The organism is Methanobrevibacter thaueri, from assembly GCF_015062915.1.
Classification (GTDB): Archaea; Methanobacteriota; Methanobacteria; order Methanobacteriales; family Methanobacteriaceae; genus Methanocatella; species Methanocatella thaueri_B.
The window spans coordinates 64,924-80,736 of record NZ_SUTJ01000006.1 but is presented as its reverse complement, the minus strand read 5'-3'; the positions used below and the strand labels follow the sequence as shown (position 1 = coordinate 80,736).

At 37.4% G+C, this 15,813-nt stretch carries 14 protein-coding genes; 4 read left to right on the top strand and 10 right to left on the bottom strand.

Annotated features, from left to right (window positions below; translation table 11 throughout):
* The first annotated feature begins 5 nt into the window (after positions 1-5).
* The 3 genes from E7Z78_RS05710 to E7Z78_RS05700 all read left to right on the top strand — a co-directional run bounded on the left by E7Z78_RS05710 (position 6) and on the right by E7Z78_RS05700 (position 2,674).
* Positions 6-1,307, top strand: coding sequence for a phenylacetate--CoA ligase family protein (locus E7Z78_RS05710; protein WP_303724200.1), 1,302 nt, complete (start codon positions 6-8; stop codon positions 1,305-1,307).
* 8 nt (positions 1,308-1,315) lie between these two features.
* Entirely contained in the window at positions 1,316-1,747 is a 432-nt protein-coding gene (locus E7Z78_RS05705) for an acetolactate synthase (protein ID WP_303724199.1), read from the top strand.
* Positions 1,748-1,930: 183 nt separating this feature from the next.
* Positions 1,931-2,674, top strand: a complete 744-nt coding sequence (locus tag E7Z78_RS05700) for an SDR family NAD(P)-dependent oxidoreductase (RefSeq protein ID WP_292742323.1) — start codon at positions 1,931-1,933, stop codon at positions 2,672-2,674.
* Positions 2,675-2,738: 64 nt separating this feature from the next.
* On the opposite strand, the gene E7Z78_RS05695 is transcribed toward E7Z78_RS05700, so the two are convergent.
* From E7Z78_RS05695 to E7Z78_RS05675, 5 genes are all read right to left on the bottom strand, one after another.
* Positions 2,739-3,275 carry a ribonuclease H gene (locus tag E7Z78_RS05695; protein WP_303724198.1) on the bottom strand — a complete coding sequence of 179 codons (537 nt, stop codon included), beginning with the start codon at positions 3,273-3,275 and terminating at the stop codon, positions 2,739-2,741.
* Between the two features lie 29 nt (positions 3,276-3,304).
* Positions 3,305-4,288: a beta-ribofuranosylaminobenzene 5'-phosphate synthase gene (locus E7Z78_RS05690; RefSeq protein ID WP_303724197.1), complete on the bottom strand. Its 984-nt coding sequence runs from the start codon at positions 4,286-4,288 to the stop codon at positions 3,305-3,307.
* 106 nt (positions 4,289-4,394) lie between these two features.
* Positions 4,395-4,859 carry an NADAR family protein gene (locus E7Z78_RS05685; RefSeq protein WP_303724229.1) on the bottom strand — a complete coding sequence of 155 codons (465 nt, stop codon included), beginning with the start codon at positions 4,857-4,859 and terminating at the stop codon, positions 4,395-4,397.
* Between the two features lie 18 nt (positions 4,860-4,877).
* The gene (locus E7Z78_RS05680) at positions 4,878-5,522 is read right to left on the bottom strand and encodes an adhesin (protein WP_303724196.1); all 645 of its coding nucleotides are present in this window, start codon (positions 5,520-5,522) and stop codon (positions 4,878-4,880) included.
* A 39-nt stretch (positions 5,523-5,561) separates the two neighbouring features.
* Positions 5,562-6,062, bottom strand: a complete 501-nt coding sequence (locus E7Z78_RS05675; RefSeq protein WP_303724195.1) for a ferritin — start codon at positions 6,060-6,062, stop codon at positions 5,562-5,564.
* Positions 6,063-6,124: 62 nt separating this feature from the next.
* On the opposite strand from E7Z78_RS05675, the gene nudC reads away from it, so the two are divergent.
* The gene (gene nudC / locus E7Z78_RS05670) at positions 6,125-6,919 is read left to right on the top strand and encodes an NAD(+) diphosphatase (RefSeq protein ID WP_303724194.1); all 795 of its coding nucleotides are present in this window, start codon (positions 6,125-6,127) and stop codon (positions 6,917-6,919) included.
* Between the two features lie 18 nt (positions 6,920-6,937).
* On the opposite strand, the gene E7Z78_RS05665 is transcribed toward nudC, so the two are convergent.
* From E7Z78_RS05665 to E7Z78_RS05645, 5 genes are all read right to left on the bottom strand, one after another.
* Positions 6,938-7,474, bottom strand: coding sequence for a hypothetical protein (locus E7Z78_RS05665; protein ID WP_303724193.1), 537 nt, complete (start codon positions 7,472-7,474; stop codon positions 6,938-6,940).
* Between the two features lie 10 nt (positions 7,475-7,484).
* A complete protein-coding gene (locus E7Z78_RS05660) occupies positions 7,485-10,031 on the bottom strand; it encodes a lectin like domain-containing protein (protein ID WP_303724192.1) in 2,547 nt (848 codons plus the stop codon).
* A gap of 258 nt (positions 10,032-10,289) precedes the next feature.
* Positions 10,290-13,844 (bottom strand): C1 family peptidase, encoded by a 3,555-nt coding sequence (locus tag E7Z78_RS05655; RefSeq protein ID WP_303724191.1) that lies wholly within the window; start codon positions 13,842-13,844, stop codon positions 10,290-10,292.
* 214 nt (positions 13,845-14,058) lie between these two features.
* Positions 14,059-14,382, bottom strand: a complete 324-nt coding sequence (locus tag E7Z78_RS05650; RefSeq protein WP_292742257.1) for a hypothetical protein — start codon at positions 14,380-14,382, stop codon at positions 14,059-14,061.
* An 87-nt stretch (positions 14,383-14,469) separates the two neighbouring features.
* Entirely contained in the window at positions 14,470-15,729 is a 1,260-nt protein-coding gene (locus tag E7Z78_RS05645) for a transposase (protein ID WP_303724190.1), read from the bottom strand.
* Between the last annotated feature and the right edge of the window lie 84 nt (positions 15,730-15,813).

Genomic DNA, 15,813 nt, shown 5'->3' with positions numbered 1-15,813 from the left:
AATACATGTTTTGGAACGAAGAAATTGAAACCATGCCAAGGCAAGACCTTGAAGAATTACAATTAAAAAAACTTCAATCCACTGTAAAAAGGGCATTTGATAAAATACCTTACTACAACAAGAAATACAGTGAAGCAGAAGTTTATCCAGAAGATATTGAAACTTTAAAGGACATTGAAAAATTACCATTCATCACAAAAGATGACCTGCGCGAAAGCTATCCTTTCGGCCTATTTGCAGTTGACATTAAAGAGATTAAGGAATTGCACTCCTCATCAGGAACCACCGGAAAACCTGTCGTTTCAGGATATACCAAAAAGGATCTTGACACATGGGCAGAAACCATTGCAAGAGGATTGACCATGATGGGAATCGGTGAAGAGGACATTCTTCAAAACACCCACGGTTACGGTATGTTTACAGGTGGTTTTGGAGTTCACTACGGTTCACATAAGGTTGGAGCGGCAATCATCCCTATCTCAACCGGACAGACCCGCAGACAGATTGAAATCATGCAGGACTTCGGAACAACCGGATTGATCTTCACACCATCATATGGAATCCACCTTGCGGAAGTTGCCCTTGAGGACGGAATCGACCCTAAAGAATTGGGCATCAAGGCAATCGGATTTGGAGCTGAAGGATGGACCGAAGAGATAAGGCAAAGAGTGGAAGAGCTCTTCGGCGCCAAGGCATACAACATCTACGGATTGACTGAACTCATGGGTCCAGGTGTCGGTATTGAATGCTGCGCCCAAAAGGGACTTCACATTGCAGAGGACATCTACTACCCTGAAATAATCAATCCTAAAACCCAACAGGTGATAGGTGAAAACCAACCTGGAGAACTGGTATTGACCAACCTTGAAAGGGAAGGAATGCCAGTAATCAGATTCAGAACAAAAGACCTTACCAAACTCACCTATGAAAAATGTGAGTGCGGAAGAACCCATGCAAGAATGAGCAGAATCACAGGCAGATCAGACGACATGATTAAAGTGAAAGGAGTAGCTATTTTCCCATCACAAATCGAAAAAGCATTGCTTAAGGTTGGTGATACAGAGCCTCATTATATGATTATAGTTACAAGACCTGGCACTTTGGATGAAATCGAGGTTAAAGTCGAAGCTTCACAGGAGATTTTCTTCGATGGAGTTAAAGAAATGATGGCTGTCCAGGATAAAATCGGCAAATCAATCGAAAATGAAACAGGAATACGTGTAAAAGTAACATTAGTAGAACCAAAAACATTACCAAGATTTGAAGGAAAAGCAAAAAGAGTAATTGACAAAAGAAACTTGCATTAGGTGATAACATGAAAATCAAACAATTATCCATATTTTTACAAAACAGAATGGGAAGCCTCTCAAAGCCTTTAGAAGTGCTTACCGTTGCAAACGTGAACATCAGGGCAATGTGCATGGCAGACACTTCTGAATTCGGTATCCTAAGACTTGTGGTGGATGATCCGATTAAAGGTAAAGAAGCACTTGAGGAAAACAATTTTCTTGTGAAAATCACAGATATCATAGGTGTTGAAATGAACGACACACCAGGTGGCCTTACAAGCGTTTTAGATATCATTAAAGAGAATCTGATTGACTTGGAATATCTTTATGCATTTTCACATGATAAGGAAGGAAAGGCGATTCTATTGCTACATGCGGATGATATCGACAAGTTGATTGATGTATTGACTAAAAACAACATACCTATCGTTTCCGCTGAAGAGGTTTACAATCTGTAACTTCTTCATTACTATTTTTTTATTTTGGAACAATTTTCAAATATATTCTAAATTTTTACATAAACATTCTACAAATGTAAAAAATATTTTGCATTTGTTAGACAATATTTAAATACATTTTTCCACATATTTTTATACATAAATATCATGAATTATCATGGTGTTTAGATTTAGGTGGTAAAAATGGGAAAACTAGAAGGAAAAGTAGCAATCGTAACCGGGGCAACCTCCGGTATGGGTAGAGAATCAGCAAAATTATTTGCAGCAGAAGGAGCAAAAGTTGTTGTAACTGGAAGAAACGAAGAAAGAGCAAAAGCAGTTGTAGACGACATTAAAGCAGCAGGAAACGAAGCAATCTATGTAATTGCCGACATGGCAAACCTAGATGACGTTCAAAAAATATTCGATGCTACCATGGAAGAATACGGAACCATTGACGTATTATTCAACAATGCAGGAATGCTTTCAATGTCCCCATTAATGGAATTGACCCTTGAAGAATGGAACAGAGTATTCAACGTTAATGTAACATCAGCATTACTCTTGACACAACTCGTTGCACCAGTAATGAAAGAAAAAGGAAAAGGAACAATCGTCAACACCTGTTCCGTAGCATCCTTCGGAGCTCACCACGGATTTGCAGCATACGTCGACAGTAAACACGCAATGATGGGATTGACCAGATCCATGGCTTGGGAATTAGGTCCTGAAATCAGATGTAACGGTATTGCACCAGGTTTAATCCACACCGCAATGGTTGACAGTATCGGTGGACCAGGAGCATTACAACAAATGATTGACCAATGCCCAGTTAAAAGATGCGGTGAAGGTGAAGACATTGCACACTTAGCATTATTCCTTGCTAGTGACGATTCATCATTCATTGACGGCCAAATCATCAAAGCAGACGGCGGATTTGAAATTTAAACACTTTTTACAAAACAGGAAGCCTTCGGGCTTCCCCCTTTTAATTTAACCATCTCAAAAAAAATTAGTTTTGTTTACTTCCAAGCAACTCATCAGGTTCCTGATTGTATCCTGTGGTCTTGCCTGTATCCTCAGCGACTTTTTTTGCCTCAACGGCCAACTTGTCAACCATTACATTAAGTTTATCCCTTGAATGGCCTTTTACCTTTTTAAAGGCGATGTCATCTATTTTGCCAATCAATTCCCAAGTAGCCTTGATAATTTCAAGATTCTGGATTTCCTTGCCGTCGCTTTTGCGCCATCCTCTTCTCTGCCAGCCTGCTGCCCAGCTCTTGAAGATGTTAATGCAGTATGCTGAGTCGGAACATATCACCAATGAATCCCCTTCATCGGATTTGCTTAAGAAATCCTTTATTGACGCATAGATTGCATAGAGTTCCATTTCATTGTTTGTTGTTAATGGACACCCACCGGATTGTTGAGATTCTATCTTGGCGTTTTTTAATTCGACAAATGCCCATCCGCCAGCCTCACGAAGATATTTTCCATCCTTGTTCCTCATGGTGGCTGCGCCGTCAGTATAATAAATGTATCTAACCATAATATCAAAAAAAAAAGAATTTTGGAATGTTATTTTTCAATAACAAATCCATGATTTTGTGCTTTTGTGACAAAGACATCTCCCTTGTCACCAATAATTTCCTTGGTCTTTTCAACAATGTCTGCATTTTCATCATCAAACATTGTGTAAAGAACAGGACCGAATGATGAGATTCCCACACCATATGCTCCAGCCTTTTCAATGGCCTTCATTATTGGAAGGTAACTGTCATCAAGGGAGTGTTCAAGCTTGTTGAAACCGACCTTTTGAAGTTCGCTTACAGCCCATCCAAAGTTTTTAATGTCCTTTTCAAGCATGAATGGAACAAGGTTCATTAAAATAAGGTGAGACACTTGTTCAACTTCCTCTTTTGGAATTGGACAATAGGTCTGGAATACATCCACTTCATCATCACCTTCCACATGCTTTTCAATGTGAGGAATGGCAATGAGAATGTTCCACTCTTCAGGAAACTCATATCTTGCAATCAGTGTTGCAGGTTTTGCCTGTGAAGCACCGGATGGCAGGAACAATGGTTTTTCCTCTTTACTGTGTCCACCATCTAAAATAAATCCTCCTAAATCGTGAGTGTATGTTCCGATACCAGAGGTTCCTCCTCTTCCAACAATGCTGCTTAATTCACGGCTTTCAATTTCAATTCCCATTGTTTCTGTGATTAAGTGAGCTGTTGAAACAGCAATTTGAGTTCCACTTCCAAATCCTGAATGTGGAGGATATGTTTGATGTACAATAAATTTAAATCCTGAATCAATATTGAAGTGTTCTACGGTTCTTTGAGCCGCATCAGGAATTTTTTCCTTACATTCTTCAATAGCTTCTTCATCTGTTACAGTTTCAGCAAATTCAAGTTCTATTCCACTGTCAATTTGCTCAACTTCCAATACAAATTGTGGATCAGCTAATGCTAGACCAATACCACCATCGACTCTTCTATATGACCCGTTCAAATCGATAAGAGACATATGTATTCTTGAAGGTGCTCTAATAATCATTGTTTTCACGTCCTTAAAATAATACCTTATTTATTTATGTTTATATAGTATTATAAAGTTTTGTTTTGTTTTAACACCATACAACAAAAAATTTCAAAAAAAAAGTTCAGAGTTGCTCTCGAACCATCATGAGAGCATAACCCAAAAGGTTTTGGCCTTTCCATTTTGAAATGTCGAACCTGTCATCATCATCCATGGAAATGCCTATCGCCCATATCCTATCACCGTATGAGCATTCGGCAAGAACTGCATCTCCTGTGGATTTGAGCTTTTCTGCCAACTCATCGTTTTGGCTGAATTTGGCATACAGTCCTCTGTAGACTACAATTTGCCTTATCCCATTCCAGTATGAGCTGTTGAAGTTTGACACCTTTCTTCCCAATTCCTTTATCACACGAGGATCATCAGTGTCCATTATCTCATCTGCAATGGCATCATCCTTGAAGTATATTGCCTTTTGATGCATCATGTACTGCTCCATTGAGGAGTACTCGATGCCGTCAACCTCAAATCTGGAGAGATGCCAATTTGAAAGGTAACCGTTTTCCTCATCAGGATTGTGAAAACCCACTAATTTCAAAATAATCACCTAAAACAAGTTGTCAACACAGTCAATCAATTTCAAGGCCAAGTCGCATGTATATTCAAATTTCTCATAGGAGTAACATTCATATACTAGGGTCGGTATTCCTGCCTTTGCGGTCGGTTCTGTTATGAACGGCGGGCTTGAGCGGAATTCCGGTGCATAATAGATGATTTCATCAATATTGTCTATTATTTCATTCATGAACTTTGATGATTCATCGTCAAATCCAGGTGCAAAGACAAAATTGGTTATCTTATACTCACCTGGACCTTTTGATCCCCTGTTTGAGTGAATGTCTAAAAACAAGTCATATTTCTTGTTGATGATGTCATCCCTAATGAATTCCTGTGCAAGTTTCTGGCCTTCAAGGCGTCCCTCTGTTTGTGATGCCTTGTCATTGACATTGATGTTGTATAAGTAATAACAGTATTTCAAGTCCTCTTTACCTGTCAATTCGTCAAACAATGCCCTGTGGGACTTGCTTTCTAGGGGATGCATTCCGATTACATAAGCGATTTTAATCTTTGAGTCAGCATCTCCAAAAGGACCATGAATGTGTACACTGCCTAAATCATTCTCACCCAATAGCTTTGCATCGAATTGGGTTGAATCCACTTGCGCTTCATCGGTCGGGCCTTCTGCATACATAAAATCACTAAAAAAAAAATAGGAGTGACTAGATTGAATCTAGTCTTCAGAAGGTGCACGTCCACCTAATTCCTTGTTTAATTCGTACATTAATCTGTTGTCGCCGTCAGCGAATTTGATTTTTGCAACTAATTCCATAGCGTTTTCTTCTTCTTCAACTTGTTCTTCAACAAACCATTGGAGGAAGTTGTTGGTTGCATGGTCTTTTTCTTCAATAGCTAAGTCAACTAAATCGTTGATGAGACCTGATACTTTCTTTTCATGTTCTAAAACGTGTTCAAATGCTGCTACTGGGGAGTCCCATTCGGTTTGAGGTCCTTCAATTTCGGTTAATGTTACGGAAGCTCCTCTTCTGATAATATAGTCGTAGAATTTCATTCCGTGTTCTAATTCTTCTTCAGCTTGAACTCTCATCCAGGTAGCGAATCCTGCTAAGTCTTCATCTTCAAAGTATGCTGCCATGGATAAGTATAAGTATCCTGAGTAAATTTCAGCGTTTAATTGGCCGTTTAATGCTTTTTCCATATTTTCTGATACCATAATATCACCACTATAATTTTTATAATTAATTTCTTATAAAACCTACTACAAAATTAAACATTATGATAGAAAAGTCCCTTTACGAAAATTACGAGATTTCATTCAGCGATACTGCAACACCAAAAACCGAAGATTACCTGTTTGTTTTCAATGATGAAAGAGAATTGTATCTGACTAGTGATAAGGAATTGGCAAAAGATTTAAATGATTTTGATGTTGAATTTTGCCTATTGATTGGCCAGTACAATGGTAAGGATGCTTTTGTTGTAAATGTTAAAGGCAATGAATCATTTTATCCTCTGCAGGAGGTTTATGAATTCAATCATGATCTTTACCATATTGCTGGAAAGGCGGTTCTTGTAAGGGACTGGTACATATCACACAGGTTTTGCGGAAGATGCGGAACACCAACAAAGCTAGACGAAAAGGACATGATGCTAAAATGTCCTGAATGCGGTCAAAACCATTATCCTCGCATCGCCCCTGCAATTATTGTAGCCATCAGGAAAGGGAATGAGCTTCTCATGGCAAAGCACAGCTACCATGACAACATCAGATACGCATTGATAGCCGGTTTTGTTGAACCTGGCGAGGGCATTGAGGAAGCGGTTCACAGGGAAGTCCTTGAGGAAGTTGGCGTCAAGATTAAAAACCTCAAGTACCAAAGAAGCCAATCCTGGCCATTTCCAAATTCACTGATGCTTGCTTTCACTGCAGAGTATGATTCCGGTGAAATAAAGGTTGACGGTGATGAGATACTTAAGGCAAAATGGTTTAAAAAGGATGAGATAATCAGATACGGGTCAGACATCAGCATTTCCGACTGGCTGATTCAGGAATTCATCGACTCAGTATAAAAAAAAAGATAAATAATACTAGTATAAACTAGAATTATCTATAATTAAGCTTTTATTGTCAATTGCTTTCAATATGGAATCCTTATACTTCACATCAACAGCTATCATTTTGGAATTGACATTTTTTGGAAGGAAACATATTGAATAATTGTTTATCAGAATATGTTGGATTTCAGACATTTCAAGTCTTGTCCTTTCACTTCCAACATGCATTTCAACAAAATCATTTTCAACTACGAGCCTTTTGGCTGAATCGACACTCTTGAAACTATTGATTCTTCTGTTAATCAGCAGGTAATATATTATCCCCAAAACCAGTGCCACGGCGAATATGACCACAACATACATGTATAATGAGTAAGTCACATCCCTTGCATACAATATTGCAAAAATAACCAGAAATATCAGTGAAATCCCTGTCAGTATTGTTGCCTGTCTTTTAATGCTTGCAATTTTCTGATTAGGATTTTTAACCAGTTTCTTGTAATTTGACATTACACTTAAAACCTCATCATAATACTTTGAGGAAGTGTTTTTCTCAATATTTATCTCCATCTAAACCTTCCTAGTTATCCCTAGTGTAAACCTTAAGGCACACGGTCTTGTTAGCCGGTGCAAAATCAACCCAGTCATTGCCGTTACTGCTTGCAAAGCTCATGTTGGCCATGTAGTGCTGTCTTGAATATTCCTGATATGGAACATTATTGTTTTTAAATATTACCTTGAAATTATCTCCTGTCTTGACTGGAATGTACTTGTCCATGATGATTGTCCTGAACCCTGCAAAATCACTGGTGCCGTTTTGTGAGTGAGCAAGTTTTCCGTTGACATAAACATCAAATGAATAGTCAATCCCGGATTCGTTGAAGTATGTTCCAACCGCAGCAATGGAATCATTGCCTTTTGAGACGAATTCATTGGAATACATTGTGTAGTTTTCATCAAAGCCAGTGAGCCCTGTCAAATCTGTCTGGTAGTTAATGTTATAGTCATTGTCGTTTTCAAATATATAACAGATTCCAGCATTTTGACCTACAATTGGGTTCTTATCCATTGCCAGGAATGTTCCATCGTAATATGACAGGTATGCTGTGCCGTTATCCCCCATGGAATCCTTGTATATCCATGCACCAGGTCCTGGAGGCTGTTCAATGAAGTTGTCAACAGGATAATTGTCATCCCATCCTATAACTGAAACGAAATGATTAGGTTGGGACTCAGTGGTGTTGATATAATGGGCATTATATTTAGGATTAACCTCTGAACCAAATTCAATTTGAGTGCTGACCGCTCCATGATCAAGAATGGCTCTCTTGATTAAATCCTGAGTGTCATTTCTCTGGCCGAATATTATCATTGCATCCTGAACATGAATCCTCTCTTCAGAAAAGTCAACATCAGTGACATATCCACGGTCATCGTAAGGAGCATCAGCCAATGCTGCACCATACCAGCTTAGGGCATTGCCGAGGCCACTGTATGCAAAGCCGGTGTGGTTAATTCTGGAATCTCCAACATTATAGTACTTCAATTGAAGCTTTTGTATGTAGTTCGGTGAAATGTTGTAGTTCTGGCCTGTTGCCTTGAGAAGTGATGACTCCATTGAGTTTGCAGTTGCAAAGGCCCAGCAGTCGTCATTATCCCCTTGTATTCTAACAGGACTTACCCAACCATGATCCCTCAAATCATACTTGTCAGGCAATGTGCCATTTGATTTATTGGTGTTGTTTAAAAGATTCAGGTTGACTCCGTCATTTTCAACTGATGTTATGTAATCATTGTTGTTTAGTGAGAAAACATCACTGTTCTGTTCCACATTATGCATTTTGGTGGAATTTGAAAATGATGAATAGACGCTAAGGCCAGTGTTGTTGAATTTTGAATCCCTGAAAGTGAGAACCGCATCATTTGCATATATTGCATTTGCACTCTTGGATGATTGTTTGGAAACATTATTGTCTTCTAATGTAGAATTCTTGATTGTAAGCTTGCCCTTGTCGAAATAGATTCCACCGGCATTTGAGGATGCAGTGTTGTTAATTAAATTGGAATCTTCAAGATTGACATTGCTCCATGAAGTGTATATTGCACCTCCCTCAAAACCTGCGGAGTTGTTTTCAAATGTTGTGTTTTTGATGTTGAAAACACCACCCAAATTGGCGACGGCACCGCCGAAGCGGGAACTGCAGTCAGTGAATCTTGAATTTGTCAAAACGAGTTTTTGAACAACACTCTTACAGTCTGAGTCAAGGTCAACATAAACAGCACCTCCATCCTGTGTTGATAAAACCTTTGTGAAATTGCAGTTGTCAATTACAAAGTCATCAGCGCTGTAATTGAGTATATTGCTTTCATCCCCATCCTCATTACGAGGGAAGAACTTGGCCATGACCGCACCTGCACTCAAGTCTGAGTTGAGGTTTGTGAAGCTTGAGTTTGATATGGTGAGATTGCATCCCTTATAGTTGATTGCAGTTGCTGACTTTGATGAGAGATTCTCGAAAGAGGAGTTTGCAACAAGCAATTCACCCCTGTCAACAACTATGTGAGGGTAGTCCAGACTGCTTTCACCGGAAAATGAGCAATTGTTGAATATTGCACAGCCATCTGACTCGAAAAACTCACTGGAGCAGTCCTCCTTGGATTGGAATGTGCAGTTTTTGAATGTTACATTGGATTCATATGAAGTCAGGTAGGTTGACCCGTTATTCAGTGCGGTGCAGTCTTCGAAATTAACATTGTTGAATGTGATATTAGATGCAATTAAATCAAAGCCCACATGCCTGCAGTCCTTAAATGTAACGTTATTGACTGTGACATTTTTTTCATCAATTGAGAAACTCTCGTTTCCTGTAATCCCCTTAATCGTATGACCATTTCCATTTAGAGTGAATGATTCATACTCGTTCAAGTCGATGGTACCATTGTCATATTTATAGTTAAAATCCAGGTTCAATTCATTGGTATCATTTGACACTAAATCCTTCAGCTCATCGAATGAATGATATTCACCGCCAGCCAAAATATCCGAAAGGCTAAATCCTGAGATGGCTGTTGTAAACATGAGCAGAATACATATTGCAATTAATATTATTGAAAGTTTTGATCTCATCATATCCTCAAAAAATAATTTATCCTTTTTGAATAATAAATTTTACAGAAATATATGATAATTTAATCATTAAGGCAAAAAATGTTTTAGTGAATATAATCACAAAATTAAATAAGATATTTTCTTTTTAATCATCATAGGTAATGAAAAAATAGCTAGTGTAAAATTATAGATGACCAATGAAACCATGTTTTAATTAATCATGGATTTGATTAAAAATAGCTTTTGAAAAATAGAAAAAAATGGTAGATGAAACATCTACCTTTTTACTTTTACAGTTCTTTTTACAGTGTCCTTCAAGTATGTTACCTGATAGGTTACCTTCTTGCCAACTTTCAGTTTATTAAGCACTGATTTTTTAACGGTGACTTTTGCAATTCCCTTCTTGTTGGTTTTTGCAGTGTATTTTTTGCCGTTGAACTTGAATGTCACCTTCTTGGACTTGAGTGCCTTTTTGCCGTTTTTCAAGGTTGCCTTCAATACCAATTTTTTAGCGGACTTTTTGACATTAACCTTGGTGAGCTTGAGAACCTGTTTTACTGTCAACTTGTTTTTGACTGTTTGGCCGACATATGATGCGGATATTGTGTATTTTCCAGGTTTTATTGTGCTAGGAATCTTCAAGGTTGCATAACCTTTCTTGTCTGTTTTCACCTTGAATGATTTTTTGCCGATTTTGATGGTTACGACTTCACCGCTTCCTGCAAAATTACCATCATTATTCCTGATGCGAACTTTGAATGTGTGTCCGTCGAAGTAGTACATGTTGACATTGGCGTTTCCGGCAAATCTTGAAACGATATTGAGTGTCACCCTCAGGGACTCTTTGCTTACTGGGTTTACATAGTCAAGATAATGTTTTCCGATAGTATTTCCTGCAAATATTGTGACATCAAGATAACCGTTTTCGTCTGTTTTCAATCCTTTTACTGTTTCACCATCAAATTTTACAGGTATTTCAGTGTTTTTAATTGGTTGGCCTTGACAATCCACCAATTTTACAGTGAATGTGAAGTCAGTATTGTATGCAAAGGTCGCTGTATTTGAATCACCGCAATCAATGGTTGTCTCGAAGACCTTGACATGGCTTATGAATACGGAATTATTATAATAGATTGATACAACATAATCCCCAACAGGCAAGACGCCAAGATCAATGCTGGCATTACCGTCCTCAAGAGTCAAGACAGTGGTTGAACCATTGAAGTTAACAATAACATCGCCTACAGCAGACCCGATAATGTTGAGCACCACATTGCCGTTACCTTTATAGGAAACGATGTTTGGAACCTGCAGATAAGTATGATAAGTGTAAACCTTGATTGGCACAACGGCATTTTTGAAGAAATCATAACTACCGTCTTCTACAACAAATGAGTTGTTTGTTAATATGTGCTGTCTTGTGTTTGTAAGTACCGGTGTTGAAGTGGACTTTATATTGATACGGAACACTGACCCGTCTTCAATAGCCACATAATTGTTAAGCTTGATTGTATTGTATCCTGCATGACGTGACCTGCCGCTTTGGCTGTAAACCTTATAGTCATTAACATAAATTGAAATGGTGTAAGGAGAGTTTGCCTTTTCAAAGAATGTTCCGACAGCAGCAATGATGTCCCCATCTTGGCTTACAAATGTGTCAGCATACTCAGTGTACTCTTTATCATATTTATCGCAACCTCCAAGCTCGTTTTGGTAGAGTTTTTCATATGGTTCTGTGTTTTCTATAATGAAACCGACCGCTTCTGAATCGTTTAATGCAACGTCATAGTATGAAAGGTAGTAGAATCCATTGTCACCCCAGCCAGTTCCCCAGCTGTTTTTACAAATCCATGCACCATCATAACCAGGATCCTCTATAAAATTATTCCTTGAAAATGTGTCATTCCACCCGACAAGGGTGACATAGTGGTTTCCACTATGGTTTCCATAAGTATATTGGGCATGAGTAGTGTCGTTATAAAACTTATTATTGGAATCTGCACCGAAAACAAATAAGTTTAAAGCACCATATTTAACCAAAGCCTCTTTTAAAGCTGTTCTGTTGGTTACATCCACAAAGATTGCATCAACAATATGATACGCATTTGGTGAGAAGCTCAATGCTGAAATCTTACCAAGTTCATCATAAGTATCATCTTCTGAATTGATTGCTCCAAGCCAGCTTAGGAAGTGTGCAGCACTCATGAAATATGTTCCGGCTTCCCCGAATTCTGATGAACCAAAAATGGAGTATCTCAATCCCATGTTCTGGATATTGTTTTCAGAAACATCAATTGTAATGTTTGTTGCAATCTTGAATGCTGACTCAAAAGCACCAGCGGCACCGAATGCCCAGCAGGCTCCCATTGAACCTTGATTCCTAACAGGAGTCACCAAACCCAAATCATTCAAGTTAAAGTATGGATCATTAGCTGAACCTTTAATTTCAGTACGGTTCAATACAATTCTATTTCCACTATACCTTACATCATAAGGATACTTTGTGGAGTTTATAACCTTTTTAACATTGCCACAATTTGATATTTTTGAATTCTTTACATCAAAGTAAGTGTGAATGTCCTCATTGGCGTTGTTTTCAAATTTGGAGTTTTTGATTTGATAATTACCATCATAGCTAAAGATTGCTGCTCCTTCTTTAGCTCCATTATTCTTAAATGTGGAATCATCAACAATTATGATGCCTTTATCAAAAAATACTGCGCCTCCCCAACCGTTATCGGTGCTGGCATTATTTCCTGTGAAAGTAGTGTTTTTGATTATCAGATTTGCATATGATGTGTAAACAGCTCCACCATTCTCAACGGCAGAATTGTCTTCAAATTGGGAATTAAAAATATTTAAACTTCCATCCAATTGAAGCACAGCACCACCAAACTCAGAGGAACAATTTTTAAATAGAGTGTTGTTGATTGAAACTATTCCAGAAGATTCTTCTGAATCTCCAGCAATATCCAGGTAAAGTGCTCCACCATTTCTTGAGGAAGTGACATTTATGAACTGACAATCATCAATGGTTGTAAAAGTAAAAGCGCTTCCCTTAACTGCAATTGCACCCGCTGTAACATTTGCAGATAGATTAAGGAATTTTGATTTTTTAATGATAGTAACCCCATTATTATAGATTGCAGTCGCATATTTGGATGTTGTGTTTGCAAAAATGGTATTGTTAATTTCTAATACACTTCCAGATCCCCTAATCAGGCTCCAAACTACAGGATTATCATTTTTAAACAACCCATTGTTTATAGTTACATTAGATAAAGTGGAATATATTGCAGAACCATAAAAAGCGTAATTATTCAGGAATTTAGTGTCTGTTGAGGTTACATTAGAACCTCTTGCATAAACTGCCGCTCCGCTTTCCTCATCATGGTTATTTTCAAATGTTACGTTGATGAGAGTCAACTTTGAGTTACCAACAATAATGGCTGTATTATTACAATTTTTCACAAAAAGATTTTTAATTATTACATTACTATGATTAGAAATTTTCAAAAAACCAGCTTTATTGTTCCCATCGATTGATTTTTCGTTACCATCAATGGTTAAATTCAAGTGGTTTAAATTTATATACAGTTTATCACTGTCATTATACTTATAATCATTTTCTAATTTTACTGTTGAATCAGTAGCGGCCTTTATTTGATCTCCTAAATCAGTATATGTTGCCTCGGAAGCTTCCAGGGCAACGTCGCCTTCACTTATTTCAAGAGCATCCTGTGTTGTGTGATTAGCATCTTCAGCACAAACAACCCCTATAGATACAATGAATAAAAATAGAAAGATTATGCTTATCTTATAAAACTTCATAATTATCTACCTTTATATGATTAAGTTTTTATTCATCAATGTATAAATAATTTTGAATATTTTTAAAAAAGGCGATGTCAGTTTGTTAGGTCTTCATTTCGTCTTTTTATCGCAATATTGCAAGAATACTCAAAAAAACTTTGATTAAAAAACCCAAAAACAATCAAAAAAAGTAAAAAATACTACTTATGACCTAATTGACAGCCCTGAAAAATCATGTGTTAATTATCCTTTCATGGACATTTTGCCTCTGCCATTTAGGACCCATGCTGTTGTAGAAGTTTTTCATTTCGGCTTTTTTACTTTTAGACATCTTGTACTTGAGCTTGACAACCAATCCAACTCCTGCAAACTTGGATTTGAAATATTTAACTGAAACCCAGTTTGTAGGCACCTTGCTGTTTCCACCTACATTGTATTTACCGTAGGAATTGCTGACCAATATCTTCTTTCCGTTATTACTTATATCTATAACTGACACGTAATGATTTGGAAGAAACGCAATCAGTGCGGCTCCGCCCTTTTTCAGTTGCTTCAAAGCACTGTTAAATGAGTCTGTGTAGAAATATTCTGCCTTGAAGTTATATCTGTTTGAACCTCTCCCGCTTGTAGAAGCTGGAGATTCTTAGGCCATACCCATTGTTTCGTCAAAGCATTTCCATTCGTAATAATATTCGAATTTTCCTTGACCAATAGGTATGAAATCTACTAAGCATAGCACCATTGAACCAGTGGCGCGTAGAGCTTCGTCTAAAATATTTTTTGCAGCATTAACATCTCTTTGAAGTATGCTATGGCAGCGTGGACATTCCCATTCTCTTTCATCACGACCTAAACCATGATTTATTTCACCACAAACATTGCATCTTTTACTGGAAGGGAACCATCGATTGATTTGTACGAATTCACGTCCGTACCATTCTGCTTTGTATCGTATCATTTCAATGAGTTTTCCCCATCCGATTTCATGAATGCTTCTGCTTAAATTACGTGCACGTATCATTCCTCGTATGTTTAATGTTTCCATTGCTATGAATTCACAGTGTTTTACAATATTATAAGATATTTTATGATAATAGTCATTGACGACATTGTTTTTCTTGTTTATCCATCGGTGTAGTTTTTTTAGTGTTTTTTTCCAGTTGGAACCACCTTCCTTTTGTCGTGCCAGTTTTTGATTGTAATATTGTATTCTACCGTTTATTCGTTTTAAATCAGGTTTAGGTATAACTTTTCCGTTGGAAAATGTTAGGAAGTCTGTTAATCCCACATCTATGCCCACATATAAAGACGGGCCAGAAAATGTTTCCCTGGGTTGTATTTTTTCTACTTCATATGTTATACACACGAACCATTTTCCGTTTTCTTTTAGGATTGTAGCTTCTTTGATCTTACCATCAATGTCTCGCTTATGTTTGACTTCAATGTATCCAAGTTTGTTTAAGCGTAATTTATTACCTTCCCATCTTATAGATCCTTTTATTCCAGTTTTAGTTTTATATTCGTTGTTTCTGAGTGTGATGGATCGTACAGGATTTTTTTTAAGGGACTTGAATTTAGGGCGTCCAGTTCTTCCATCATAGAATCCTTCATATGCTTTTATTAAACGGTCGGTGGATGCCTGGATACAAGTGGATTCTGCTTTTTTCAGGAATGGTTTTTGTTTTTTTAGATTTCTTACGATTTTTTGTGTGTAATTACGGTTGATTTTACATGTTTTTCCTATTCCAAATTCTTTGACTAGGTTTTCACGGTAAATGCTGTATTCTAATGTTTTGTTGAATACGTAACCGGTTGCCCGTAAATTGAAATTTAATTCCCCTTCTAAATTCTCATCAGGGACAAACTCAATCTTATCGGTCAAAATAAAAGTTTTATCAACCATAATATGCTCCCCACACTTTTTTAGACAAAGATCTCATTAATTTTATTTGTATACTCGAAAAAAAAACATAGATTTTGATTTTTT

Bases quoted from the DNA above. Each gene is read 5' to 3' on its own strand.
- E7Z78_RS05655 (WP_303724191.1), bottom strand. From the start codon at position 13,844: ATGAAGTTTTATAAGATAAGCATAATCTTTCTATTTTTATTCATTGTA.
- E7Z78_RS05695 (WP_303724198.1), bottom strand. From the start codon at position 3,275: ATGGTTAGATACATTTATTATACTGACGGCGCAGCCACCATGAGGAAC.
- E7Z78_RS05660 (WP_303724192.1), bottom strand. From the start codon at position 10,031: ATGAGATCAAAACTTTCAATAATATTAATTGCAATATGTATTCTGCTC.
- E7Z78_RS05675 (WP_303724195.1), bottom strand. From the start codon at position 6,062: ATGGTATCAGAAAATATGGAAAAAGCATTAAACGGCCAATTAAACGCT.
- E7Z78_RS05665 (WP_303724193.1), bottom strand. From the start codon at position 7,474: ATGGAGATAAATATTGAGAAAAACACTTCCTCAAAGTATTATGATGAG.
- nudC (WP_303724194.1), top strand. From the start codon at position 6,125: ATGATAGAAAAGTCCCTTTACGAAAATTACGAGATTTCATTCAGCGAT.
- E7Z78_RS05700 (WP_292742323.1), top strand. From the start codon at position 1,931: ATGGGAAAACTAGAAGGAAAAGTAGCAATCGTAACCGGGGCAACCTCC.
- E7Z78_RS05680 (WP_303724196.1), bottom strand. From the start codon at position 5,522: ATGTATGCAGAAGGCCCGACCGATGAAGCGCAAGTGGATTCAACCCAA.
- E7Z78_RS05705 (WP_303724199.1), top strand. From the start codon at position 1,316: ATGAAAATCAAACAATTATCCATATTTTTACAAAACAGAATGGGAAGC.
- E7Z78_RS05710 (WP_303724200.1), top strand. From the start codon at position 6: ATGTTTTGGAACGAAGAAATTGAAACCATGCCAAGGCAAGACCTTGAA.
- E7Z78_RS05690 (WP_303724197.1), bottom strand. From the start codon at position 4,288: ATGATTATTAGAGCACCTTCAAGAATACATATGTCTCTTATCGATTTG.
- E7Z78_RS05645 (WP_303724190.1), bottom strand. From the start codon at position 15,729: ATGGTTGATAAAACTTTTATTTTGACCGATAAGATTGAGTTTGTCCCT.